The organism is Microbacterium sp. NPDC077663 (genome assembly GCF_044542795.1).
Lineage (GTDB): Bacteria > Actinomycetota > Actinomycetes > Actinomycetales > Microbacteriaceae > Microbacterium.
The window spans coordinates 820,420-841,325 of the sequence record NZ_JBITVE010000001.1; the positions used below are offsets into that span (position 1 = coordinate 820,420).

The following is a 20,906-nucleotide window of genomic DNA, read 5'->3' on the forward strand; positions in this document are numbered from 1 at the left end:
CGCGCCCGATGGTGCTCCTCCGTCGCCTCGCGGCTTTCGGGGTCTTGGCGATCGCGGTGGCGGCCGTGTGCGTCGCCCTCGTCCGCCTCGATCGTGTCCCGGATGCCGATGCCGCGACCCTTATCGTCGTCGGGGGCTCCCTTCTGGTCGGCGGCTTCTTGCTCCTTCCACTCTTCACGGGCGCCGACGACCCGCTGGACCCGCGCCGATTCGTCGTGACGGGAGCGGACCCTCGTACGGTCGCGTGGTCTGTGGTGGCGGCATCCCCGCTCGGACTCCCCGGACTCGTCGTGATCGCCGTGGCCGTCGCCATGGTCGTGGCCTGGACCGGTCACGGGGCATCGCCCGCCCTGGCGGTCGTCGCCGCGCTTCTGCTCGTCGTGACCACCCTGCTGGCGGCGCGGTGCGCGATGGCCGTCTCCGCCCTCGCCCTGCGTGACAGGCGGTCTCCGCAGCTCACGGGTCTGCTGGTCACGGCAGCGGCGATCGTCGTGATCCCGATGGCGGTCTTCGCGTTCTCGCTCGAATGGTCCGGCGGGCTGCCCACCCCGCTTTCCGGGGCGGCCGAGGTCCTGGCCGTCACGCCGCTCGGAGCCGCCGTCGCCATCCCGCTGCGCACCGGAGGCGCTCTCGTCGTCTCGGTCCTCGTCGCAGTCCTGACGATCGCGGCGCTCGCGGCGGTCTGGCGGGTGCTCGTCGCGACCATGATGAGCGCGACCGAGCGCGAAGTGTCCGTGCGCGAACGCCGAGGCCTCGGATGGTTCGCGGTCATGCCCGGAACTCCCGGCGGCGCGATCGCCGCCCGCAGCATCGTCTACTGGTCGAGCGATCCGCGACACCTCGCGAACGTCGTCGTCGTGCCGATCGCCTCGCTCCTGATCGTGCTCCCTCTTCTGGTCGTGGGAGTGCCGCTTTCGACGGTGGCGCTCATCCCGCCGCCGATCCTCGCGCTGTTCCTCGGCTGGCTCGTCCACAACGACGTGGCCTACGACTCGACCGGCGTCTGGCTGCACATCTCCGCCGGCGTCCGTGGTGTCGCCGATCGGATGGGGCGACTCGTGCCGGTGCTCCTGCTCGGCGTGCCGTTGTTGGCGCTCGCGATCACCGGCGCGGTCTGGTTGCACGGACGGTGGGCGATCCTCCCGGCCCTCGTCGGGGTGTGCGTCTCGTTGTTCGCGACCGGGTTGGGGCTCAGCTCCATCGCATCGGTGGCGGCACCCTACGCGGTGTCCCGTCCGGGCGAGGGTCCGTTCGAGCAGCCGCAGCGGACGGGAGGTTCCGCCGCGCAAGCCGTGGTTCTGTTCGGATCGATCGTCCTCTCGGCGCCAGCACTCTGGTCGGGGTGGCTGGGCCTGGGCGGAGACGAACGGGCAGCATGGACGTCGTTCTGGACCGGAATCGGCGTCGGCGCCGTCGTGTTGACGGCGGGGATCGTGATCGGCGGGATGGTGTTCGAGCACCGCACGAGCCGAATCATGGAGTTCGCAGAAACCCTCTGACGCCCGACCGTGCCCGCCCGACCGGCAGTACACTCGGGGGAATGAGCACGCCGATCGACAGCCCGGATCAGGGCGGCCTCGCCACACTCGACCGCGAACTCGAGGAGCTCATCCGCGAGGAGTCCATCGAGCCGGGCGACCATGAGCGGTTCTCGCACTACGTCAAGAAGGACAAGATCCTCGAATCGGCCATCACGGGCAAGCCCGTGCGCGCGCTGTGCGGCAAGAAGTGGACGCCCGGTCGCGATCCCGAGAAGTTCCCGGTCTGCCCCACGTGCAAGGAGATCTACGCCTCGCTGACCTCGTAGACCGTGGGCAGCGCCGGGTCGGCGCGACTGAGGGCGAGGGCCCTCACCGGGAGTTCTTCCCGCACGCGCAGGTGATGATCGCGCGCGGCGGTGACGCCGACGGGTCCGAGGTGGGCGGCATCCGCGGTTCCGCCCTCGACGAGGACGACCTGCAACGGTCGGGCATCGGGGTGCGCAGCGGGCGTGTCGACCTCATCGAAACCAGCGGCGACGGCGATCAGCTCGCTCGTCGCGACCCCGTCGACCCGGGTGCGGAACGCTGCCTTGCGCCCGCCCACGGAGGCTTTCGAGGTGGAGGCCTTCGCGACCGAGACCCACCCGCCGTCTTGACCCTGGCGGGCGACGAGCTTGTAGACCATGCCCGCCGTAGGCGTGCCCGAACCGGTGACGACGGACGTCCCGACACCGTATGCGTCGACGGGGGATGCTGCGAGTGCGGCGATCGCGAACTCGTCGAGATCGCTCGTCACGGTGATCCGGGTCGAGGTGGCACCGAGCTCGTCGAGCTGTTCGCGCACCGATGCGGCGACGGTGGGGAGGTCGCCAGAGTCCAGGCGCACGCCGCCGAGGCCGGTGCCCGCCACACGGATCGCGGTGTCGACGCCCTGGCGGATGTCGTACGTGTCGACGAGCAGTGTCGTGTCGGTGCCGAGCGCCTCGATCTGACTGCGGAACGCGTCCTCCTCGGTGTCATGGAGGAGCGTCCAGGCGTGGGCGGCTGTCCCCATGGTCGGGATGCCCCAGGTGCGCCCGGCCTCCAGGTTGCTCGTGGCTGAGAAGCCGGCGATGTACGAGGCGCGTGCAGCGGCGACGGCGGATCGCTCGGCGGCGCGTCGCGAGCCCATCTCGGCCAGAGGACGGTCGCCCGCGGCGATGCTCATACGCGCGGCGGCGGTCGCGACCGCAGAATCGTGGTTCAGGATGCTGAGGGCGAGGGTCTCGAGGATGACCGCCTCGGCGAACGACCCCTCCACCGTGAGCAGGGGCGATCCCGGGAAGTAGAGCTCGCCCTCGCGGTACCCGCGGATCGTTCCGCTGAAGCGGTAGTCCTCGAGGTAGCGGACGGTCTCGACGCTCACGATGCGGTTGTCCCGCAGGAAGGCGAGCTCCGCCTCGTCGAAGCGGAAGTCGGCGAGTTCGGCGAGCAGTCGGCCCGTTCCCGCGACCACTCCGAACCGGCGCCCGCCCGGCAGCCGACGGCCGAAGAGCTCGAACACGCAGCGCCGGCTCGCGCTGCCGTCGCGGAGCGCGGCATCCAGCATGGTGAGCTCGTAGCGGTCGGTCAGCAGCGCCGTGGAGATGCCCATGCGGTCACTCTATCCGCGCGCGAACAGGCCGCCGCGCGAGACTAGGCTGGACGATCGTGACGGACGCACCGATCGGGATCTTCGACTCCGGAGTGGGCGGTCTCACCGTCGCCCGGGCGGTCTCGCAGCTGCTGCCGCGGGAGTCGGTGCTCTACATCGGCGACACCGCGCACTCGCCCTACGGGCCCAAGCCGATCGCCGACGTGCGGCGTTTCGGCCTCGAGGTGCTCGACGCCTTGGTCGCAGACGGCGTGAAGATGCTCGTGATCGCGTGCAACACCGCGTCGGCCGCGCTCTTGCGCGACGCACGGGAACGGTACGACGTTCCCGTGGTCGAAGTCATCGGCCCTGCGGTCCGCACCGCCGTCTCGACGACGCGCAACGGTCGGATCGGCGTCATCGGCACCGAGGGCACCATCGGCTCGGGCGTCTATCAGGACATGCTCGGGGTCGACGAACGCCTGAGCGTCTTCGCACAGGCGTGCCCGCGCTTCGTCGACTTCGTCGAGGCAGGCGTCACCGACACGCCCGATGTCCTGCGGGTCGCCGAGGAGTACCTCGCACCCCTGCGTCACGCCGGGGTGGACACCCTGGTGCTCGGCTGCACGCACTACCCGTTCCTCGAGGGCGCCATCAGCTATGTGATGGGTCCCGACGTGTCGCTCGTCTCGAGCGACACCGAGACCGCCAAGGACGTCTACCGTCAACTCGTCTCCCGCGACCTGCTGGCCGGTGCGGATGCCGAACCCACCCACGTGTACGAGGCGACAGGGGACTCCGCCGACGACTTCCTCCGCCTCGCCGACCGGCTGATGGGGCGCGGTGTCAGCACCGTGCGCCTCGTCCAGACCGGCGCCATCGACCTACCGAAGGAGACCTCATGACCGAGACCACCCGAGCCGACGGCCGCGCCGTCGATCAGCTGCGCCCCGTCACCATCGAACGCGGATGGAGTGCGCATGCGGAAGGGTCGGCGCTCGTCTCCTTCGGCGGAACGAAGGTGCTGTGCACGGCATCCTTCACCAACGGCGTCCCGCGGTGGCTCACGGGCAAGGGCAAGGGGTGGGTCACCGCCGAGTACGCGATGCTTCCCCGTGCGACGAACTCCCGCAACGACCGCGAGTCGATCAAGGGCAAGGTCGGCGGCCGCACGCACGAGATCTCCCGCCTGATCGGTCGCGCGCTGCGTGCGGTCGTCGACACAAAGGCGCTCGGTGAGAACACGATCGTCATCGACTGCGACGTCCTGCAGGCCGACGGCGGCACGCGCACCGCGGCGATCACGGGTGCGTACGTCGCCCTCGCCGACGCGATCGAGTGGGGTCGGGCGAAGGGTTTCGTCGGGAAGAACGCGAAGGCGTTGATCGATTCGGTGTCGGCGGTGTCGGTGGGGATCATCGACGGGGAACCCATGCTCGATCTCGCCTACGTCGAGGACGTCCGTGCCGAAACCGACATGAACGTCGTCGTGACCGGCCGCGGGCTGTTCGTCGAAGTGCAGGGGACGGCAGAGGGCGCGCCCTTCGACAAACGCGAGCTCGACGCGCTGCTCGACCTCGGGGTGAACGGATGCGGCGACCTGCGCGACATCCAGCTCGCCGTGCTCGCGGAGGAGCGTGCGTGAGCCGCATCGTCCTCGCGACCCACAACGCGCACAAGGTCGAGGAGTTCGGGGCGATCGTCGCCGCCACTCGACCTGATCTGGAGGTCGTCGGTTACGACGGTCCGGAGCCGGTCGAGGACGGTGTGACCTTCGCGCAGAACGCCTTGATCAAGGCGCGTGCGGCCGCCGCGCACACCGGGCTCCCGGCCATGGCGGACGACTCCGGTATCAGCGTCGACGTGCTCGGCGGCGCGCCCGGTGTCTTCTCGGCCTACTGGGCCGGGCATCGCAAGGACGACGTCGCGAACTATGAACTCCTCCTCGATCAGCTCGCCGACATCGCCGAACCCCACCGCACGGCGCAGTTCGTCTCGACGATCGCGCTCGTGGTTCCCGGCGGCGACGAGCACGTGGTCGAGGGTGTGTGGCCGGGTCGCCTGGCCACGGCGCCTGCGGGTGAGAACGGGTTCGGGTACGACCCCGTGTTCCTGCCCGACGACGCGGAGGGGCGGACGGCCGCGCAGCTGTCGGCCGCCGAGAAGAACGCGACGTCGCATCGTGCCCGTGCATTCGAGGCGCTCGTTCTTCTGCTCGCCGCGCTCTAAGGACGAGCCGCGGGCCGGCTGAGCCTGAGAATCGGACTCATTCCCGAGTTCGGTGAATCCGCCGAGGTGGGCACCGAGCCGCCCTACCCTCGAGGTATGCACGATCACGCGCCGAGCGGCATCCGGGGAGGACACCCCCGTCGCCTGCTCGCCGTATCGCTGTGCATCACCGCGACCGTCCTCGTCGTCCAGCTCGTCGGGGCGATCCTGACAGGGTCGCTCGCGCTCCTCGCCGACGCCGGACACATGTTCACCGACAGTTCGGGCCTCGTGATCGCGCTCATCGCGGCATCCGTCGCGGCGCGGCCCGCCGACGAACGCCAGACATACGGCTACCAGCGCGCCGAGGTGTTCGGAGCGCTCCTCAACGCCGTCATCCTCATCGTCCTCGGCGGATGGATCGCGGTCGAGGCGATGGGACGGCTGGTGAACCCGGCGGACGTCGAAGTGCAGGGTCTGCCCATGCTCGTCGTCGCTGTGATCGGACTCGTGGCCAACGGCGTCTCGTTGTACGTGTTGAGCGCCGCGCAGCGCACGAGCATCAACGTGCGCGGCGCCTACCTCGAGGTCCTCGGCGACCTCCTCGGTTCCGTGGTCGTCATCATCGCGGCGGGGGTCATCTGGCTCACAGGGTGGATGCCGGCGGATGCCGTGGCGTCCCTCCTGATCGCCGCGCTCATCGTCCCGCGGGCCGTCAGCCTGCTGCGCGAGGTGTTCGCCGTGCTGGGGGAGCGGGCGCCGGCGGGGACGAAGGTCGCGGACATCCGTGACCACATCCTCGGGACGGAGGGTGTGGTCGACGTCCACGACGTCCACGTCTGGCAGCTGACGCGCGGGGCGCCGGTGTTCACCGCCCACGTCGTCGTCGCCCCCGACCACTTCGCCGACGATCGAGCGGGCGCCCTGCTGTCCCGTCTGCAGTCCTGCCTGTCGCGGCACTTCGACGTCGAGCACTCGACCTTCCAGCTCGAGCCCGCCGGTCACGTCGAACACGACGCGCACGCCTGAACCGGAAGGACCGACACATGGTGGATCTGGCGACCCCGAACCTGCCCTCTCGAGACTTCGACGCCACCTCGACGTTCTACGGACGCCTGGGATTCGAGGCGTCGTACCGCGACGAGTGGTGGCTCATCCTCCGTCGCGACGGTGTGCAGCTCGAGTTCTTCCCTGCGCCCGACCTCGACCCGCTCTCGAGCTCGTTCATGTGCTGCCTCCGGGTCGACGATCTCGACGGATGGTACGGGCGATTCGCAGAGGCGGGTGTGCCAGAGGTGACGACCGGCTTCCCTCGGTCTCATCCGCCCCGGGTCGAGTCGTGGGGCGGGCGCGTGGCGTTCCTCGTCGACCCCGACGGAACGCAGCTCACCCTCGTCCAGAACCGCTGAGTCGGGTCACTCGCCCGTCCGGACGTCCTCCGGAGTCTTGTCGGGACGCAGTCCCCGCCATCGCGCGTGACGCAGCGTCCCGTTCGGCGTCGCCTCCGCGTACTCGACCTCGCCCACGAGCTCGGGGCGCACCCAGAGCGCATCGGATGCCTCGGCCCGGCCGACGTCGAGGAACGGATTCTCATCCGTCCGGAGCGGGGTGAGCGCGGCATCCAGCCTCGCGAGGGTCGCGTCGCCGAATCCGGAGCCGACCCGACCGACGTAGTGCAGGCCGCCCGGCGTCGGGATCCCCATCAGCAGCGACCCGATTCCGCCCGTCCGGCCGCCCTTGCCCGGACGGATGCCGCCGATCACCACCTCCTGCATGAGCGTCAGCTTGACCTTCAGCCACTGCTCGCTGCGCCGGCCCCGCAGGTACACGGACGAGGGGTCCTTGACGACGATCCCCTCCAGGTCCAGGGCGCGCGCCGTGGCGAGGGCCGCGTCGACGTCGTCCGTCACGGGAGGCAGGACGATCGGCTCCTCCAGACCGCTGGCGAGCCCCTCGAGAAGCTCGCGCCGCTGCGCGAGCGGCAGCGGGGCCGCATCCGTCCCGTCGATCTCGAGCAGATCGAAGAGCATGAACTGCACCGGGATCCGGCGAGCCTCGCGCTCGATCTCCGGCGCTTTCGTCAGGTGCATGCGGTGCTGCAGCAACGAGAAGCTCGGACGCCCGCGATGGTCGAGGGCGACGATCTCGCCATCGACCACGCAGGGGGTGGAACCGAAGCCTGGTGCGGACGTCAGCTCGGGGTAGCGATCCGTGATGTCGGCCCCGCTGCGCGCTCGTAACCTCAGGTGCCGGCCGTCCCAGACTCCGAGCGCGCGCACACCGTCCCATTTGAACTCGACCCATGCACCCCATCGCGCGGCGGCGACGCGGGCGAGCGGCGGGGTGGACGTCGTCGCGAGCATGGGCGCCGGGGCGGGCGTCCGAGGAGCGGATGCGGCGGGCGCGGCATCCGTCTTCATCCGGTGCAGCAGCCATTGAGACTTCTCGCCCTCGCCGCTCGTGCGGATGAGCGCCAGACGCGCGGTGCCGAGGGGGCCGTCGTCGCGCCCCGTGGCGGTGAAGATCACCTCGTCGTCGCGCCACTTCTCGAGAGCGAAAATGCCGGTGTCCCAGATCGACATCGATCCGGCACCGTACTCGCCGGCCGGGATCTCGCCGGCGAACTCCAGGTACTCCATGGGGTGCGGCTCTGTCATGACGGCGAGATGATTCGTCGAGAGGGAGTCCGGGATGCCGCGCGGCACCGCCCAGCTGACGAGTACGCCGTCGCGTTCGAGGCGGAGGTCGTAGTGCAGTCGACGAGCGTGGTGCTCCTGGATGACGAAGCGCGCGGTGCCGACCGATGGCGCGCCCGCGGGGGAGTCCGGCACGGGCTCGGGCGTCTTCGCCGCGGAGCGTTTCGCGATGTAGGACGTGAGTGGCCCCGCGTCGGTCGGCGCGAGCGGCGCGAACAGGTCGCCGCGGTCCGCAACGCGGTCGAGGACCTCGTCGAAGAGCAGGTGGCGCAGCTCGGGGTCGTCGAGCTCGTCCCAGCTGCGCGGCGCCGCGACGGTGGGGCGGTCGCGGCCGCGGAGCGAGTACGGCGCGATCGTCGTCTTCTTGCCGTTGTTCTGGCTCCAGTCGAGGAACACCTTTCCCGGCCGCGCGGCCTTGGACATCTGGCTGACGACGAGGTCGGGGTGGTCGGCTTCGAGCAGACGGGCGAGCTCCTTCGCGAAGGCGCTGATCTCGTCGCTCGTGCGCGAGCCGTCAAGCGGTGCATAGAGATGGATGCCCTTGCTCCCGCTCGTCACCGGCACGGGGTCCATCCCCAGATCGGTGAGGATCGATCGGGCCCAGCGGGCGACCTCCGCGCACTCGGCGAGCCCCGCGCCGGGCCCGGGATCCAGGTCGAGGACGAGGCGGTCGGGGTTCCGCCGCGCGCCGTCGCCGTCGAAGCGCCACTGCGGCACGTGCAGCTCGATCGAGGCAACCTGCGCGAGGTAGACGAGGGTGGGGACCCCGTCGACGAGCGGGTAATCCTTCGCACCCGTCGAATGCTCGATCGGGCGCCGACGCACCCATGACGGCGCACCCGCCTCGAGGTGTTTGGCGAAGAACGACCCTTGGGCGGTCCCGTCCGGCCAGCGGATGCGGGTGACCGGGCGACCGGCCAGGTGCGGCAGCATCGCCGGCGCGATCCGGGTGAGGTAGTCGAGGACCTCGCCCTTGGTCGTCCCCGTTCCGGGGTACATGACCTTGTCGAGATTCGTGAGCCGCAGACGCCGTCCGTCGACGACGACGTCCTGCGGTGCGGCTGACATGGGCCCAGAGTAGTGCGCAAGGTCTGTCGCAACCGGCTGTGACGGGTGTCTACTGGTGTGATGCGAGCGATCTGGAAAGGCGCCCTGACCTTCGGCTTGGTGAACGTCCCCGTGAAGGTGTACTCCGCGACGGAGGACCACGACGTGTCGTTGCATCAGGTGCACGCAGCCGATGGCGGTCGCATCCGTTATCAGCGCATCTGCGAGATCGACGGCGAGGTCGTCCCCTACGCCGACATCGACAAGGCGTACGACGACGGCGAGCGCACGGTCGTCCTGACCTCCGACGACTTCGCGGCGCTGCCGAGCGAACGGAGCCGCGAGATCGAGGTCGTCGAGTTCGTGCCCACTGAGCAGATCGACCTGCTCACCCTCGACAAGGCCTACTACCTCGAACCGGACTCGAAGAGCCCGAAGGCGTACGTTCTGCTCCGTCAGACGCTCGAGCAGACCGACCGCACCGCGATCGTCCGGTTCGCGTTGCGGCAGAAGACGCGCCTCGCCGCGCTGCGTGTGCGCGGCGATGTCCTCGTCCTGCAGACACTGCTGTGGGCGGACGAGGTGCGGGAGGCGTCGTTCCCGGTACTGGATGAGCCGGTGAAGATCTCGAGCAAGGAACTCGAGCTCTCGGCATCCCTCGTCGACAGCTTCTCGAGCGACTTCGACCCGGCGGAGTTCACCGACGAGTATCAGCAGGAGTTGCGCACCCTCATCGAGGCGAAGCTCGAGAAGGGCGACGCGTTCGACACGGCGGAGACCTTCGGTGAGAAGACCGATGCCGCCGGTGGCGAGGTCATCGACCTGATGGAGGCGTTGCGGGCGAGCGTCGAGAAGAGTCGCGCTGCCCGGGCCGACTCGGGTTCCGGGAAGAAGGACGTCGCCGCCGACGAGAAGCCGGCGGCGACGAAGAAGAAGCCCGCGAAGAAGAAGGCGTCCTGATCAGGAGCGGCCGGTCTCGCCGTCGGGACGCTCGTCGAACGCTTCGGGCTCGAGAACGAGCTGCTGGGCTTCGGCGCTGTCGGTGACGCCGTCGGAGCCGGCTGCCATCTCGCGCTTGACCTTGCGCTTCTCGGCGAAGTAATGCCAGACGATGAAGATGATCGTGCCGGCCACGGCGGCGAGAAGGATGACGTCGATGTACTCCGCGACGAACTCGCCGACGCCCGGGATGAGGCTCACGAGGTAGCCGATGACGGTGAGACCGAAGCCCCAGATCACCGCGCCGATGAGGTTGTACAGCGAATATTTGTGCCACGCCATCTTGCCGACGCCGGCGGCGACGGGAGCGAAGGTGCGCACGATCGGCACGAAGCGGGCAAGGATGACGGTCACGCCGCCGTAGCGCTCGAAGAACGCGTTGGTGCGTTCGACGTTGCTCCGACTGAAGAGCCCGGATTCCTTGCGTTCGAATACGGCCGGGCCGCCCTTGCGGCCGATCAGATAGCCGACCTCACCGCCGAGGAACGCCGCCAGGCCGATCAGCAGACCGACGACCCAGACGTTGATGCCGAAGACGCCGTTGGGCGCATGGGTGACGGGGTTGGAGAGGAGCCCGGCCATGATGAGCAGGGTGTCGCCGGGGAGCAGGAAGCCGACGAGGAGGCCCGTCTCGGCGAAGACGATGAAGCAGACCACCACGAGGGCCCACGGGCCGGCTGCGTTGATGATGGTCTCGGGGTCCAGCCACGGGAGCAGTGCGAAGGGGTGCACGGAGGTCCTTCGAGTCGCGACGGTGATCCCGCCGACGGATGGGCGCAAGGTGTGAGGCACGCCGGTGCCTCGTGCGGAAGGGGGGACTTGAACCCCCACGCCCGAAGGCACAGGAACCTAAATCCTGCGTGTCTGCCGATTTCACCACTCCCGCTGGTCCGTTCAGTCTAGGGCGCGCGGTGGGAGACACCTGAGAGGGGTATCCCGACTCCCGGCGGCGGATGAGGCGCCCCGGTGTGGATAACTCCCGCGCCGCGACGCGCGGGGTTGCGAGGATCCCTGGCCATGAGCATCGCGTCCTCCTCTTCGCTGACCCGCGGGCAGTCCGCGGTCGCCGAGCGGGTGCGCGAGCGGCTGCGCAGCGAGCAGGTCGATCCCTCCCGTGACCCGGATCGGGCGGCGTACATCGCCCGTACCGAAGTGCGCAGGCACAACGATTTCGCGCTGGCGCGTGGTGTCGACGTCATCGAGGACGAGGCGGCATCCGTCCGCGACATCCTGTCCACCGTCGCGGGGTACGGGCCGCTGCAGGCGCTGCTGGATGACCCCGAGGTCGAGGAGATCTGGATCAATGCTCCCGATAAGGTCTACATCGCCCGTGAGGGCCGCAGCGAGCGCGCACCGATCGTGCTGACCGACGCGGCGGTGCGTGACCTCGTCGAGCGGATGCTGCACGCGACGGGCCGCCGTGTCGACCTCAGCCAGCCGTTCGTCGACGCGTCGCTGCCCGATGGCTCTCGCCTGCACGTCGTCATCCCGGACATCACCCGTCGGCACTGGGCCGTGAACATCCGGAAGTTCCTCAGCCGATTCCGCACCCTCGACGACCTCGTGGCCGCAGGTTCGGTCCGGCCCGAGGCGGCGACGATCCTCCGCGCCGCGATGCGCGATGGAACGAGCGTGATCGTCTCCGGCGCGACCCACGCGGGGAAGACCACGCTCCTCGGCGCCCTGATCGCGGCCGCCCCCGCGCATCATCGCGTGGTCACCGTCGAGGAGACGTTCGAATTGAACGCGCACGCACCCGATCTGGTGGCGCTGCAGGGGCGTCAACCCAGCCTCGAGGGGACGGGCGAGGTCTCCCTCCGCCGTCTCGTGAAGGAAGCCCTGCGCATGCGCCCCGACCGACTGGTCGTGGGTGAGGTCCGCGGCGCCGAGGCCCTCGATCTCCTCCTCGCCCTCAACACCGGTGTGCCCGGCGCGGCGACCATCCATGCGAACTCCGCCAGGGACGCCCTCCGAAAGCTCGCCTCGTTGCCGCTTCTCGCCGGGCGCAACATCGATCGCGACTTCCTCCTCCCCGCCATCGCCGCCTCCGTCGGACTGGTTGTCCACTGCCGACGGGATGCCGACGGCCGGCGAGCCGTCGTGGAGGTCGCCGCACCGACGGGTCGCGTCGTCGACGGCGTCGTCGAGACCCGGTCGCTGTTCGGCGGTGACGGCGGATGACCACGCTCCTCGGCATCACCCTGGCAGCCGGGATCCTGCTCGCCCTGGCGCCCTGGCTCTGGCCGCCGCGTTCCGCCTCGCCCGCGCCCGAGCGGCGGGACGGCGCATCCGCCCGGCTGCTGCAGAGCGCGGGCTTCGGCCACGCCACGCCCGGGCACCTCGTGGCGACATCGTGCGCGTCGGGAGCATTGGCGGGAGCGGTCGTCTGGCTCGTCACAGCACTGCCCGCCTTCGCTGCGGTCGCCGCAGGCGCCGGATTCTTCGCGCCGGCCGCCTGGCTGCGCGGGCGCGCTCGGCGCCGGCAGAAGAGTCGTCGACAGCTGTGGCCGGACGTGTGCGATCTGCTGGTCGCCTCGGTGCGATCCGGGATGTCGCTGCCCGATGCGGTCTCCGCGCTCGGGGAGGCCGGTCCACCGCCGCTCCGGCCCGCCTTCATCGCATTCGCCTCGGACGTCTCGGCGTCGGGACACTTCGACTCGAGCGCGCTGCGCCTGAAGGCGCGGTTGGCGGATCCGGTTGCGGATCGCATCATCGAGGCCCTGCGCATGGCCCGCCAGGTCGGCGGTACCGAACTCACCGGTGTGCTCCGTGCCCTGTCCGCATCCGTCCGGGCCGAAGCGGCGCTCCGGGCTGAGATCGAAGCGCGTCAGTCGTGGATCCGCGGCGCCGCAGTGCTCGGCGTGGTCGCGCCGTGGGTCATCCTCGGACTGCTCGCCCTCCGCCCCGAGGGAGCGAGCGCCTACAGCAGCCCCGAGGGGGTGGCCGTGATTCTGCTGGGGGCCGCCGTGTCGGTCGTCGCCTTCCGGCTCATGCTCGGCATCGGTCGGCTTCCGGAGCCGCGGCGGTGGTTCGCGTGAGCGGCGTCACCGAGATGGCGCTCGCCATCGTGCTCGGCGGTGCGTTCGCCGCCGGGATCGCGCTCGTCGCCACACGCATACCTCGCCTGGCGGCCCCGACGCTGTCCCGACGTATCGCGCCCTATCTGCGGGACATCGCCGACCCTCGCGGCCTCACGCCCCTGGAGCCAGCCGGATCGAACTGGCGGATGCGACGCGACCGTCTGGTGGCCTCACTCGGGGGAGCGGCCCGACTGGATCAGCGGTTGCGTCAGGCGGGGTGGGCACAGGATGCCGCCGGGTTCCGCGCTCGTCAGCTCACCTGGATCGTCCTGGGGGCGCTCGCCGGCGGAGTCGCGCTCGTCGCGCTCGCCGTGGCAGGTCGGATGAGTCCCGGCGCCGTCGTCCTCCCTCCGATGGCCGCGATCGCCGCTGCCGCCGTGCTGGATCTGCGGCTGACGTCCGCGGGTCGGCGTCGCCGGGCGCGCGTCGAGGAGGAGCTACCGACGCTGCTCGAGTTCCTCTCGCTGTGCCTCGCCGCCGGCGAAGGGCTCCGTGATGCATTGCGGCGCGTCGGCGAGCTCGGGTCGGGGGAGTTGACCGTCGAGATTCGTCGTGCCGTCCTGGACAGCGGCACGGGCTCGAACCTGTCGGACGCACTCGTCGATCTCGGTCGACGACTCGACGTTCCCGCACTCTCGCGGGCGCTGGAACACCTCGTCGCGGCGATCGATCGCGGTGCGCCGCTGGCAGGCGTGTTGCAGGCGCAGGCCGGGGATGCGCGCGAGGACGCCAAACGCTCGCTCATCGAACGCGCCGGGAAGAAGGAGATCGCGATGCTCTTCCCGATCGTGTTCCTTCTGCTGCCGATGAGCGTCCTCTTCGCCGTCTTCCCGGGCATCGTCATGCTGCGCCTCGGGGTCGGCTGACTCACGACCGAAAGGAGAACACCATGATCCGTTCCACACTCTCTCGACTCCGCACGGCTTGGGGTGCCGTCGTGGCGGACGTCCGCGACGACGAGCGAGGCGATGTCCCCGGCTGGGTACTCATCACCCTGATGACCGCCGGACTCGTCGTCGTGATCTGGGCACTCGCCGGCCCGGCGCTTGCTCAGCTGTTCGAGCAGGCGATCGACCAGGTTTCCAGCTTCTGAGGCCGTCCACGTGCGGCGCCTGCTCTCTGACGAGCGCGGCTCGACTCCCGTCGAGTTCGTGCTGGTCGGTGTGCTGTTGACCGTGCTCACGCTCGGCGTCCTGCAGCTCGGACTCGCGGTGTACGTCCGCAACGTGGTCCACGACGCCGCCGTCGAGGGGGCGTACCACGCGGCGCTCGCGGACGTCGAGACCGCAGCGGGTGCACAGCGGGCCCGCGAGGTCGTGGAACGAGCAGTGGGAGCCGGGTTCGTCGAGAGCGCGACAGCCACGGAGTCGACCGCGCTGGGTTACGACACGGTCGCGGTGACCCTCACGACTCGGTTGCCACTGGTCGGACTTCTCGGTGTTCCGCACGGGTGGGAGGTGACGGTCCATGCCCCGGCCGAGGTTCTGGGGTGAGGCTCTCCGCGACGATGAGAGCGGATCGGCGGCTCTCGAGTTCATCGTCGGGGGCGTCGTTCTCCTGGTGCCCATCGTGTATCTCATCGTGACGCTCGGGATGATCCAGTCCCATGCCCTCGGGGTCGAGGCGGCGTCTCGGCATGTGGCACGCGCCGTGTCGTCGGCAGAGGGCGCCGAGGATGCCGATGCCCGCGCAGCCGCCGTGCTCGACTCGATCGTGCGGGAGTACGACCTCGATGCGGACACCCTCGACGTGGACGTCTCGTGCGTAGGCGACTCGACGGCCTGCCCGGCCGCCGGGGAGACCCTCAGGGTGACGGTCGCAGCATCCGTCCCTCTGCCTCTCGTGCCGCCGGTGCTGGGACTCCAGGATGCGACCCGCATCGGCGTGGAGTCGTCCTCGGTGCAAAAGGTGTCCCGCTATTGGAGGGACGGATGACGGCGCGCGACGAGGACGGCAGCGTCCTGCTGCTGACGATCGGCTACGCCCTCCTCGCGCTCGTCCTGGTCTTCGTCTGCGTCGACGCGACGAGTCTGTACCTCGCCCAGAAGCGCACGCAGGCGGCTGCGGATGCTGCCGCCCTGGCCGGTGCCGACGGGTTCACCTTCGAGGTGCGGGCGGGGGAGCCCCGAGCGGAGCTCACGGACGCCGGTGTTCGCGAGCAGGCCGAGGCCGTCGTCGAAGCCGACGGTGAGGTGATGCTGGTGTCGGCCGTCACACCCGACGGCGTCTCGGCGCGCGTGACGGTGTCGACGACGTGGCGTCCGCCGATCTCGTCCATCTTCGTCCCCGCCGGTGTCGCGCTCGACGCGACGGCCACGAGTCGGACCTGGCTCGACTGACGCGGGTTCAGGCGTCAACTTCCGTGGGCGCGCGTGAAGGGGAATCCCATCACGCGATCGTCAGCGGCTCACGTGCGGCAGGAACCGCGGCAGCCAGCGCACGAACGCCACGGCTCCCAGCAGGCCGATGAGCCCGACAGCGCCGGCGGCGAACGAGAGCGACGAGATCGCGGTGATGCCGGTCACGATCAGCGGGGTGGTGGCACCCCCGGCATCCGTCAACGTTCGCCACGATCCCAGGAACGGTGCAGGATCGTCCTTCGGTGCGAGGTCGGCACCGATGGTGAGCAGGATGCCGCTGGAGAGGCCGTTTCCGACGCCGAGGACCGCAGCGAACATCGCGAACCACATCTCGGCGGCGGAACCGTCGTGCGTGAGCGACAGGGCGAGGAACCCGCTGCCCATCAGGATCATCGCGGGCAGGGCCGCCCAGAGGCGCCCGAAGCGGTCCATGACCTGCCCACTGGCGTAGAAGAGGGCGAAGTCGATCGCGCCGGAGATGCCGACGACGAGGGCGATCGATTGGGCATCGAGGCCGATCGAGACGCCCCAGAGGGGCAGCACCACTTGTCGCGCGGAGCGCACGGCCGAAAGGCACGCGGCGGCGAGACCGACACGCGACAGGACGTGGCGGTGCCGCCACATCGTCCGGAAGACGCCGATCCGCTCGGACACGGGGATGGAGCCGGTGACCGGCTCACCCGAGTCCTCGACCTGGTGGGTCCGCACCGGTTCGGCGACGAACTGCTTCTCGGGGTCGGGGCCGAACGCGACGAGGGCGATGAGCGCGACGAGGCAGACGGCGAAGAACCAGATCGTCGCGCGTTCGTTCCCGAAGAGGCCGATGAGCGCTGCGGCGATGAACGGGCCGGTGAACATCCCGAAGCGGAACGTACCACCGAGCAGCGACAGGGCCCGCGCGCGGAAGAGAACCGGGACCCGCGTCGTCATGAAGGAGTGCCGCGCCAGGCCGAACGCCGCCGCGCAGAACCCGATGAGGAAGACGGCGCCCGCGAACACGGGCAGCGACGGCAGGAGCGCGGCCGTCAGCGACACGACCAGGGCGAGCGAGCCCGCGCCGATCATCGTCACCCGCTCGCCGACCCGGGCCACCGCCCACCCGGCGGGCAGATTGCCGATCAGTTGCCCGACGACCAGCATCGACGCGATGAGAGCGGAGAGGGCGACATCGGCCCCGAGGCCGCCCGCGATCACCGGGATGAGGGGGAGCACCGCTCCCTCGCCAACGGCGAAGAGCACCGTCGGCGCGTAGACCATGGGGCCGAATCGCCAGAGCACCTCCCGGGCGCTGGGGGAGTCGGGTCGGTCGGTCATCGGCATCCACGTTACTCTGGACTGTCATGCTTGAATTCGATCCGTCTGCGGACATCCAGGCCCTGCGTTCCACCTTCGGTGAGATCAAGGCGGTCGTCGATGTCGACGCACTCTCCGCCGAGATCGCCCGTCTGTCCGACGAGGCGGGCGCTCCCGACCTCTGGGACGACGTCGAGAAGGCGCAGAAGGTCACCAGCGCGCTCAGCCACCGGCAATCCGAGCTCAAGCGCATCACCGAGGTCGAGCAGCGACTCGACGACCTCGAGGTGCTCGTCGAACTCGCCCAGGAGATGGACGACGAGGATTCCGCCGAGGAGGCCCGACGGGAGATCACGGACCTCGAGAAGGTCATCAGCCAGCTCGAGGTGCAGACGCTTCTCGACGGCGAGTACGACGACCGCGGCGCCGTCGTCACGATCCGTTCGGGTGCCGGCGGCGACGACGCCACGGACTTCGCCGAGATGCTCATGCGCATGTACCTGCGCTGGGCGGAGCGCCACAAGTACTCCGTCAAGGTGATGGACACCTCCTACGCCGAGGGCGCGGGCATCAAGTCCGCCACCTTCGAGGTCGATGCCCCCTACGCCTACGGCACGCTCTCGGTCGAGGCGGGGACCCACCGCCTCGCGCGCATCAGTCCGTTCGGCTCCGCCGACAAGCGCCAGACGAGCTTCGCAGCCGTCGAGGTCATCCCCGTCATGGAGGAGGCGCAGGAGGTCGACATCCCCGAGGGCGACATCCGCGTCGACGTCTTCCGCTCGTCCGGTCCCGGTGGCCAGTCGGTCAACACGACCGACTCGGCCGTCCGACTGACGCACATCCCGACGGGCATCGTCGTGTCGATGCAGAACGAGAAGAGCCAGATCCAGAACCGCGCAGCCGCCATGCGCGTGCTGCAGACCCGCCTCATGCTCCTGCAGAAGGAGGAGGAGGCCGCGAAGAAGAAGGAACTGGCCGGAACGATCACCGCGAGCTGGGGCGACCAGATGCGCTCCTACTTCCTCTACGGCCAGCAGCTCGTCAAAGACCTGCGAACCGGTCACGAGGTCGGTAACCCCGCGGTGGTCTTCGACGGCGACCTCGACGGCTTCATCGCTGCCGGCATCCGTTGGCGTAAGCGCAAGGACGACGACTGAGTCGACCCGGAGTACTTTCTCCGAACTTTTTTCATCCACCTGCATCCACAGGCGGGACTGCGCAGGAATACCTCTGTGACAGCGCGAAACACCTCGCGCCGAATCAGAAGGAGTTCCCATGCGCAAGACACTCTCTGCGGGCGTCGCCCTCGGTGCCGCCGTGGCGTTCGCTGCATTCGTCCCCGCATCCGCCGCGACCTCGGACACCGCCGACCTCGCGGTCCTGCACGCGATCCCGGACACACCCGTCGACGTCTATGTCGACGGTGAGCTGACGATCGACGACTTCCAGCCCGGCGACCTTGGTGGTCCGCTCGAGCTGCCCGGCGGGACCTACTCGGTCGCGCTGACGGCTGCCGACGCGACCGACGACTCGGACCCGGTCCTCGGTCCCATCGACCTCACGCTCGAGGCCGGCATGAACTACACCGCGGTCGCGCACCTCGACGCCGAGGGCACCCCGACCGCCAACCTGTTCACCAACGACACCTCCGAGACGGCTGCCGGTGAGGGTCGGCTGACGGTCCGTCACGTCGCCGCCGCTCCCGCCGTCGACGTCCTCGCCGGCGGAGAGGCGGTCATCACCGGCCTGACCAACCCCAACGAGGAGTCGCTGGACCTGCCCGCCGGCACCGTGAGCGCGGCCGTCGCGCTCGAGGGCACTACCGACTCGGTCATCGGCCCGGCAGACGTCGAGATCCAGGAGGGCGTTCTGACGATCGCCTACGCCTGGGGTTCGGCCGAGGACGGCAACCTGGCACTGGCCACGCAGACCATCGAGGGTCTGCACTCCGGCCCTGACGGCGTGAACACCGGCTCCGCCGGTCTGGTCGCCGAGAACGGCACCAACGGATGGCTCTTCGCCGGCGGTGCGGCCCTCATCGCTGGTCTCGTCGCCGGCGGCGTGTACGTCGTCCGGACCTCGGCCGCGCGTCGCTGAGGTTCTGACATGCGCCGCCTGTCGATCATCGCCGTCGCCCTGACGGCCCTGACGCTGGCGGCCTGTGCACCGGTGTCGGAGGCAGGGTCGCCACCCGCCTCCGACACCGGCTCGGGCGCGACCGGGACGGTCTCCCCTCGACCTCCGGCTCCCACGCCGGGCGTCTCCGTCCCGGTCGCTCCGGCCACTCCGCAGGCCGTCGAACGCGCTCCGGCACCGGAGCGGCTCGCCATCTCGTCGCTGGACGTCGACATGCCCGTGCAGGCCGTCGGGGTCCAGGACACCGGGGAGATGGAGATCCCGGAACGTCCCTCTATCGCCGGGTGGTATCGGTTCGGCAAGGCTCCCGGCGATGCGGAGGGCACCACCGTCATCGCCGCTCACGTCGACGATCGGGAGTACGGGGTGGGTCCCCTCGCCAAGTTGCGCGAGGCGACGCCAGGTGACGAGATCGCGGTGACGGATGCCGACGGCACGGTCACGACCTATGTCACCGAATCCGTCACCTACATCCCCCGTGCGGAACTCCCCGTCCATGAGTTGTTCACCCGGGAGGGTCCACGGACCCTCGCCGTCATCACCTGCGGTGGTGATTTCGATCAGCAGACCCGCACCTACAGCGATAACGTGGTGCTCATTGCGAGGGCGCAGTCGTGACGATCACGGTGCCCCGGCTCGCTGCGCGGAAGGAGCACGCCGTCGACGACGACAGGCATCTCGCTGAGCGATTCGCCGCCGGTGACGAGACGGCGGTGAAAGCGATGTACGACCGCTGGTCGAGGATCGTCTACACGCTCGCCGTCCGTTCGCTCGGCGACACGACCGAGGCGGAGGACGTCACCCAGCGGACGTTCGTCTCGGCGTGGACGTCCCGCTCCTCGTACCGCGTCGAGGGCGCACCCCTGGGCGCCTGGCTCCTCACGATCGCCCGGCGTCGCATCGCGGACGCGCACGAGGCGCGCGCCCGTGCCGCCCGTCTCGAGGAGGCGCTGAGGGCCGTCGTCCCCGAGTCGGTGGCCGAGCACGATGTCTCGGATGCGCTGCTCGTGGCCGACGAGGTCGCTCAGCTGGAACCCGACGCCCGGGCCGTCCTCGCTCTCGCCTTCTACGAGGATCTGACCCACCAGCAGATCTCCGACAGACTGGGGATGCCGCTCGGCACCGTCAAGAGTCACATCCGACGAAGTCTCACCCGCCTGCGAACCCGATTGGAGGCGCACCATGTCACATCTTGACCCCGAGGTCGCCGCCCTCCTCGCCATGGGGGAGCAGGCCTCCGAGGACGAGCAGCGCCACCTCGACGACTGCGCGGAATGCGCGGCCGAGGTCGCCTCGTTCACCAGAGCGGTCGCGGCCGGACGGGCCACACGTATCGGCGCGGAGCTGCTGACGCCGCCGGACCGCGTCTGGGAGTCCATCCGATCCGAGCTCGATCTGCCGGACGGGCAGGCCGGTGAGGGGACGGACTCGGGACCTTCTGCCGCCTCGGCGGTCACCGCCGATGTCTCATCGGCCGCGGCGCGGCACGTCGCGCGCAGACGCCGCGTAAGTCGCCGTCCGGTCTTCTTCGTCACGGCCGGCGCGGCCGTCGCCGTCGTCGCCATCATCGCCGGCGTGTGGATGTCGGGCGGCATCGTGCCGCGCGCCGAGGTCATCTCGGAGGCGCGCCTCGACGGCTTCCCGACCTGGGCGGGCGCTCAGGGCGAAGCGATGCTGGAGCGCGTCGACGGGCACGACCGCGTCGTGGTCGACCTGACGGCATCCCTCCCCGACGACGGCTACCGCGAGGTCTGGCTGCTCACCTCGGACGCGAGCGACCTGATCAGTCTCGGGGTGCTGGACGGCGACACCGGCACGTTCGACATCCCCGACGACGTCGACCTGAGGCGCTTCACCGTCGTCGACATCTCGCAGGAGACCGTCGACGGCGACCCCGCCCACTCGGGCGACTCCATCGTGCGAGGAACCCTGGCAGCCCCCTGAGCGCGCGGGAGTGTCGCTGACGGATGCGGCGCCCCCGCCGCTTAGGCTCG

At 69.8% G+C, this 20,906-nt stretch carries 24 protein-coding genes and 1 tRNA gene; 20 read left to right on the plus strand and 5 right to left on the minus strand.

Features of this window, described 5'->3' with window-relative positions:
* Positions 1-8: 8 nt before the first annotated feature.
* Entirely contained in the window at positions 9-1,499 is a 1,491-nt protein-coding gene (locus ACIGEP_RS03925; RefSeq protein ID WP_396660315.1) for a hypothetical protein, read from the plus strand.
* Positions 1,500-1,540: 41 nt separating this feature from the next.
* On the plus strand, positions 1,541-1,807 hold the full coding sequence (locus ACIGEP_RS03930) for a DUF3039 domain-containing protein (RefSeq protein WP_064001855.1): 267 nt from the start codon (positions 1,541-1,543) through the stop codon (positions 1,805-1,807).
* Here ACIGEP_RS03930 and ACIGEP_RS03935 read toward each other — a convergent pair.
* Positions 1,786-3,114, minus strand: coding sequence for a nicotinate phosphoribosyltransferase (locus tag ACIGEP_RS03935; RefSeq protein ID WP_396660316.1), 1,329 nt, complete (start codon positions 3,112-3,114; stop codon positions 1,786-1,788). The two genes, ACIGEP_RS03930 and ACIGEP_RS03935, sit on opposite strands and share 22 nt — an antisense overlap.
* A gap of 56 nt (positions 3,115-3,170) precedes the next feature.
* Between ACIGEP_RS03935 and murI the strand changes: the two genes are divergently transcribed.
* From murI to ACIGEP_RS03960, 5 genes are all read left to right on the plus strand, one after another.
* Positions 3,171-3,998, plus strand: a complete 828-nt coding sequence (gene murI / locus ACIGEP_RS03940; protein ID WP_396660317.1) for a glutamate racemase — start codon at positions 3,171-3,173, stop codon at positions 3,996-3,998.
* Positions 3,995-4,738, plus strand: a complete 744-nt coding sequence (rph, locus tag ACIGEP_RS03945; protein ID WP_396660318.1) for a ribonuclease PH — start codon at positions 3,995-3,997, stop codon at positions 4,736-4,738. The genes murI and rph overlap by 4 nt, the downstream gene beginning before the upstream one ends.
* On the plus strand, positions 4,684-5,322 hold the full coding sequence (gene rdgB / locus ACIGEP_RS03950; RefSeq protein WP_396660319.1) for an RdgB/HAM1 family non-canonical purine NTP pyrophosphatase: 639 nt from the start codon (positions 4,684-4,686) through the stop codon (positions 5,320-5,322). Before rph ends, rdgB begins: the two co-directional genes overlap by 55 nt.
* Before the next feature lie 96 nt (positions 5,323-5,418).
* Positions 5,419-6,330, plus strand: coding sequence for a cation diffusion facilitator family transporter (locus tag ACIGEP_RS03955; RefSeq protein WP_396660320.1), 912 nt, complete (start codon positions 5,419-5,421; stop codon positions 6,328-6,330).
* 17 nt (positions 6,331-6,347) lie between these two features.
* Positions 6,348-6,710, plus strand: a complete 363-nt coding sequence (locus ACIGEP_RS03960) for a bleomycin resistance protein (RefSeq protein ID WP_396660321.1) — start codon at positions 6,348-6,350, stop codon at positions 6,708-6,710.
* Between the two features lie 6 nt (positions 6,711-6,716).
* Here ACIGEP_RS03960 and ACIGEP_RS03965 read toward each other — a convergent pair whose 3' ends face one another.
* On the minus strand, positions 6,717-9,065 hold the full coding sequence (locus ACIGEP_RS03965) for an ATP-dependent DNA ligase (RefSeq protein ID WP_396660322.1): 2,349 nt from the start codon (positions 9,063-9,065) through the stop codon (positions 6,717-6,719).
* A gap of 60 nt (positions 9,066-9,125) precedes the next feature.
* On the opposite strand from ACIGEP_RS03965, the gene ACIGEP_RS03970 reads away from it, so the two are divergent.
* Positions 9,126-10,004 (plus strand): Ku protein, encoded by an 879-nt coding sequence (locus ACIGEP_RS03970; protein WP_396660323.1) that lies wholly within the window; start codon positions 9,126-9,128, stop codon positions 10,002-10,004.
* Here ACIGEP_RS03970 and ACIGEP_RS03975 read toward each other — a convergent pair whose 3' ends face one another.
* Entirely contained in the window at positions 10,005-10,775 is a 771-nt protein-coding gene (locus ACIGEP_RS03975; protein ID WP_396660324.1) for a DedA family protein, read from the minus strand.
* A gap of 72 nt (positions 10,776-10,847) precedes the next feature.
* A tRNA-Leu gene (locus ACIGEP_RS03980) sits at positions 10,848-10,929 on the minus strand.
* Positions 10,930-11,060: 131 nt separating this feature from the next.
* Here ACIGEP_RS03980 and ACIGEP_RS03985 point away from each other — a divergent pair.
* Genes ACIGEP_RS03985 through ACIGEP_RS04015 form a run of 7 tightly spaced genes read left to right on the plus strand, consistent with a single transcriptional unit; the run spans position 11,061 to position 15,462 of the window.
* Positions 11,061-12,224 carry a CpaF family protein gene (locus ACIGEP_RS03985; RefSeq protein WP_396660325.1) on the plus strand — a complete coding sequence of 388 codons (1,164 nt, stop codon included), beginning with the start codon at positions 11,061-11,063 and terminating at the stop codon, positions 12,222-12,224.
* Positions 12,221-13,081 carry a type II secretion system F family protein gene (locus ACIGEP_RS03990; RefSeq protein ID WP_396660326.1) on the plus strand — a complete coding sequence of 287 codons (861 nt, stop codon included), beginning with the start codon at positions 12,221-12,223 and terminating at the stop codon, positions 13,079-13,081. Before ACIGEP_RS03985 ends, ACIGEP_RS03990 begins: the two co-directional genes overlap by 4 nt.
* Complete coding sequence (locus tag ACIGEP_RS03995) at positions 13,078-13,989, plus strand: type II secretion system F family protein (protein WP_396660327.1); 912 nt, start codon at positions 13,078-13,080, stop codon at positions 13,987-13,989. The genes ACIGEP_RS03990 and ACIGEP_RS03995 overlap by 4 nt, the downstream gene beginning before the upstream one ends.
* Positions 13,990-14,012: 23 nt before the next feature.
* Positions 14,013-14,216, plus strand: a complete 204-nt coding sequence (locus tag ACIGEP_RS04000) for a hypothetical protein (protein ID WP_396660328.1) — start codon at positions 14,013-14,015, stop codon at positions 14,214-14,216.
* A gap of 10 nt (positions 14,217-14,226) precedes the next feature.
* Complete coding sequence (locus tag ACIGEP_RS04005) at positions 14,227-14,616, plus strand: TadE/TadG family type IV pilus assembly protein (RefSeq protein WP_396660329.1); 390 nt, start codon at positions 14,227-14,229, stop codon at positions 14,614-14,616.
* On the plus strand, positions 14,591-15,058 hold the full coding sequence (locus ACIGEP_RS04010; protein WP_396660330.1) for a TadE/TadG family type IV pilus assembly protein: 468 nt from the start codon (positions 14,591-14,593) through the stop codon (positions 15,056-15,058). The genes ACIGEP_RS04005 and ACIGEP_RS04010 overlap by 26 nt, the downstream gene beginning before the upstream one ends.
* On the plus strand, positions 15,055-15,462 hold the full coding sequence (locus tag ACIGEP_RS04015; protein WP_396660331.1) for a pilus assembly protein TadG-related protein: 408 nt from the start codon (positions 15,055-15,057) through the stop codon (positions 15,460-15,462). The genes ACIGEP_RS04010 and ACIGEP_RS04015 overlap by 4 nt, the downstream gene beginning before the upstream one ends.
* Positions 15,463-15,522: 60 nt before the next feature.
* Here the strand turns inward: ACIGEP_RS04015 and ACIGEP_RS04020 are convergent, their stop codons facing one another.
* Positions 15,523-16,797 (minus strand): MFS transporter, encoded by a 1,275-nt coding sequence (locus ACIGEP_RS04020; RefSeq protein ID WP_396660332.1) that lies wholly within the window; start codon positions 16,795-16,797, stop codon positions 15,523-15,525.
* A 26-nt stretch (positions 16,798-16,823) separates the two neighbouring features.
* On the opposite strand from ACIGEP_RS04020, the gene prfB reads away from it, so the two are divergent.
* From prfB to ACIGEP_RS04045, 5 genes are all read left to right on the plus strand, one after another.
* Positions 16,824-17,933: a peptide chain release factor 2 gene (gene prfB, locus ACIGEP_RS04025; protein ID WP_396660333.1), complete on the plus strand. Its 1,110-nt coding sequence runs from the start codon at positions 16,824-16,826 to the stop codon at positions 17,931-17,933.
* Between the two features lie 118 nt (positions 17,934-18,051).
* Entirely contained in the window at positions 18,052-18,873 is an 822-nt protein-coding gene (locus ACIGEP_RS04030; protein ID WP_396660334.1) for a DUF4397 domain-containing protein, read from the plus strand.
* Between the two features lie 9 nt (positions 18,874-18,882).
* Entirely contained in the window at positions 18,883-19,530 is a 648-nt protein-coding gene (locus ACIGEP_RS04035; RefSeq protein WP_396660335.1) for a sortase domain-bontaining protein, read from the plus strand.
* Positions 19,527-20,108 (plus strand): RNA polymerase sigma factor, encoded by a 582-nt coding sequence (locus ACIGEP_RS04040; RefSeq protein ID WP_396660336.1) that lies wholly within the window; start codon positions 19,527-19,529, stop codon positions 20,106-20,108. Before ACIGEP_RS04035 ends, ACIGEP_RS04040 begins: the two co-directional genes overlap by 4 nt.
* Entirely contained in the window at positions 20,095-20,856 is a 762-nt protein-coding gene (locus ACIGEP_RS04045) for an anti-sigma factor domain-containing protein (RefSeq protein ID WP_396660337.1), read from the plus strand. The genes ACIGEP_RS04040 and ACIGEP_RS04045 overlap by 14 nt, the downstream gene beginning before the upstream one ends.
* The last annotated feature ends 50 nt before the right edge of the window (positions 20,857-20,906 follow it).

Bases quoted from the DNA above. Each gene is read 5' to 3' on its own strand.
- ACIGEP_RS03935 (WP_396660316.1), bottom strand. From the start codon at position 3,114: ATGGGCATCTCCACGGCGCTGCTGACCGACCGCTACGAGCTCACCATG.
- ACIGEP_RS03970 (WP_396660323.1), top strand. From the start codon at position 9,126: ATGCGAGCGATCTGGAAAGGCGCCCTGACCTTCGGCTTGGTGAACGTC.
- ACIGEP_RS03925 (WP_396660315.1), top strand. From the start codon at position 9: ATGGTGCTCCTCCGTCGCCTCGCGGCTTTCGGGGTCTTGGCGATCGCG.
- prfB (WP_396660333.1), top strand. From the start codon at position 16,824: ATGCTTGAATTCGATCCGTCTGCGGACATCCAGGCCCTGCGTTCCACC.
- rdgB (WP_396660319.1), top strand. From the start codon at position 4,684: ATGCGGCGACCTGCGCGACATCCAGCTCGCCGTGCTCGCGGAGGAGCG.
- rph (WP_396660318.1), top strand. From the start codon at position 3,995: ATGACCGAGACCACCCGAGCCGACGGCCGCGCCGTCGATCAGCTGCGC.
- ACIGEP_RS03930 (WP_064001855.1), top strand. From the start codon at position 1,541: ATGAGCACGCCGATCGACAGCCCGGATCAGGGCGGCCTCGCCACACTC.
- ACIGEP_RS04035 (WP_396660335.1), top strand. From the start codon at position 18,883: ATGCGCCGCCTGTCGATCATCGCCGTCGCCCTGACGGCCCTGACGCTG.
- ACIGEP_RS04030 (WP_396660334.1), top strand. From the start codon at position 18,052: ATGCGCAAGACACTCTCTGCGGGCGTCGCCCTCGGTGCCGCCGTGGCG.
- ACIGEP_RS04000 (WP_396660328.1), top strand. From the start codon at position 14,013: ATGATCCGTTCCACACTCTCTCGACTCCGCACGGCTTGGGGTGCCGTC.
- ACIGEP_RS03960 (WP_396660321.1), top strand. From the start codon at position 6,348: ATGGTGGATCTGGCGACCCCGAACCTGCCCTCTCGAGACTTCGACGCC.
- ACIGEP_RS03965 (WP_396660322.1), bottom strand. From the start codon at position 9,065: ATGTCAGCCGCACCGCAGGACGTCGTCGTCGACGGACGGCGTCTGCGG.
- ACIGEP_RS03990 (WP_396660326.1), top strand. From the start codon at position 12,221: ATGACCACGCTCCTCGGCATCACCCTGGCAGCCGGGATCCTGCTCGCC.
- ACIGEP_RS04010 (WP_396660330.1), top strand. From the start codon at position 14,591: ATGCCCCGGCCGAGGTTCTGGGGTGAGGCTCTCCGCGACGATGAGAGC.
- ACIGEP_RS03985 (WP_396660325.1), top strand. From the start codon at position 11,061: ATGAGCATCGCGTCCTCCTCTTCGCTGACCCGCGGGCAGTCCGCGGTC.
- ACIGEP_RS04045 (WP_396660337.1), top strand. From the start codon at position 20,095: ATGTCACATCTTGACCCCGAGGTCGCCGCCCTCCTCGCCATGGGGGAG.
- ACIGEP_RS04015 (WP_396660331.1), top strand. From the start codon at position 15,055: ATGACGGCGCGCGACGAGGACGGCAGCGTCCTGCTGCTGACGATCGGC.
- ACIGEP_RS03955 (WP_396660320.1), top strand. From the start codon at position 5,419: ATGCACGATCACGCGCCGAGCGGCATCCGGGGAGGACACCCCCGTCGC.
- ACIGEP_RS04020 (WP_396660332.1), bottom strand. From the start codon at position 16,797: ATGACCGACCGACCCGACTCCCCCAGCGCCCGGGAGGTGCTCTGGCGA.